Genomic DNA, 1,640 nt, shown 5'->3' on the forward strand with positions numbered 1-1,640 from the left:
TTTCGGGGGGGAGGGCCGGGGGGCCGAATTGGGGTGGGCTATAGAGCTCATAGTTTCTGTTATGTAAATCATCTAACCCTTTCTCCCATCTATTCTACAAAACTTATGCTGGCCAGCTATGATCTCCTGGTTCAGGACAATTTATATAAACTGACGGCCCAGCCATAGACAGCCACTTTGATTTAAATTCAATAGAGGCATTTTCTGATTTTGCGTTGAAAAGAAAGTGCTCGTTTTCTCGCGTTATTTTCGCAATGAAAATTTCCCGGCGAGGAAGATTGGTTATCTGCAGGTTACTTATTGCGTTACAGGTTAGTCCAATCCTGCATGTGTTGTATCCTTTGTTCTCCCATTTTGGAGGTAAAAAATCTGGAAAGTCTGGTATGTCAAAACCAATGCTGAGAGAGGGTTGGTCGTTTTCTATCGTCAGAGAGTGTATATAAATCTCGCGAATTTCAATTGGACGACTGAACAATTTATTAAAAAATATGGTTCCTTCAAGATCATTCCAATGCTTCATTTTTTATCCTTAAATGGGTAGTGGTCTTTTGTTCCCGGGACTTTGCCGGTTCGCGGTGTATGAATTGGGCGTAGGTTGAAGTGAGAGCCTTGATCGCCTGCTCCGTTTTGAGCACCGAAATTATGCCCTGCTGAATGGTCTTGTATTAGTATTTTGGAACCATCGGCTCTCGTATATTGGTAGACCCTCGTCTTAATCGGTTTTCCAGAATTATCTAAAATTGTTTTTTCATTTATATCTGACATTTTCACAGTGTTGTATTGTTTTTTTGCGCCAGAACCCGCGTCGGTAAATACATCGGGTTGTTGCGATGTCGGTATATTGGCGTCTCTTTTTGCTTCGCGGAATGCTCCTTTACGAGATACATAAGGTGCGTGAGGTTCAACAGGTATCGCGCAGGTTGGATTTTTCTTTACTACGCCGGTGCAACGGGCATTCAGTCCGAGTGGATCTATCCAACCCGTAGGATTGGGCACGTACTGGTAGGCATTAATCCCACCCGCCAACTTCACCGGGTCTGGCGTCAGATAGCGACCAATATCGGGATTGTAGTAGCGATGACGGTTGTAGTGCAGTCCGCTTTCCTGATCGAAGTACTGCCCCTGAAAACGTAGCGGGTTGTCGATTTTGCCTTTGTCGAGACGGCTGATCTGGCCGTAGGCGCGGTAGTGGGCGGACCAGACGATTTCGCCGTCGGGGGCGGTGAGTTCCTGTGGCGTGCCGAGGTGGTCGAGTTGGTAGTGGAAGGCTTTGGTGTTTTTTGGGCCGAAGCCTTCCAGCAGGGCCAGTGGACGGAAACTCTCGGGTTCGTAGAGATAGCTGCGATGGCGATCCGCATGGTGCTCCGCAATCAGCTTGTCGCCTTGCCAGAAAAACTCCGTGGTTATGCCGTCCACGGTTTTGCTGATGCGTCGCCCAAACGGGTCATAGCGATAGCTGGCGGTTTGGCCGTTGGGTTGGGTGAGGCCTATCAGCCGATGCTGGCAGTCGTAGCGGTATTCGGTGACGAGTGCGTGCCCACGGCCACGCCGTTCACGGATCAGGTTCCCGAAGGCGTCATAGTCGTAGTGGCGGTCGCCCTGGATCATCAGGCGGTTGCCGGCGACGATGTCGGGGCCGG

General features: G+C 49.7%; 2 protein-coding genes. Both read right to left on the reverse strand.

Translation table 11 applies throughout. The annotated features are described in order from the left end of the window. Positions 1 to 103: 103 nt before the first annotated feature. Positions 104 to 520 (reverse strand): Imm50 family immunity protein, encoded by a 417-nt coding sequence (locus J1G35_RS30525; protein ID WP_223016863.1) that lies wholly within the window; start codon positions 518 to 520, stop codon positions 104 to 106. Beyond that, a partial coding sequence (locus J1G35_RS30530) for an RHS repeat-associated core domain-containing protein (RefSeq protein ID WP_223016864.1) occupies positions 517 to 1,640 on the reverse strand: 1,124 nt, incomplete at its 5' end. The genes J1G35_RS30530 and J1G35_RS30525, both read right to left, overlap by 4 nt.

Origin of the sequence: Pseudomonas sp. SH10-3B (assembly GCF_019891415.1) — a bacterium.
Lineage (GTDB): Bacteria > Pseudomonadota > Gammaproteobacteria > Pseudomonadales > Pseudomonadaceae > Aquipseudomonas.

What these genes read in the sequence shown, in the direction of transcription:
- J1G35_RS30525 (WP_223016863.1), bottom strand. Translation starts at nt 520, where the DNA reads ATGAAGCATTGGAATGATCTTGAAGGAACCATATTTTTTAATAAATTG.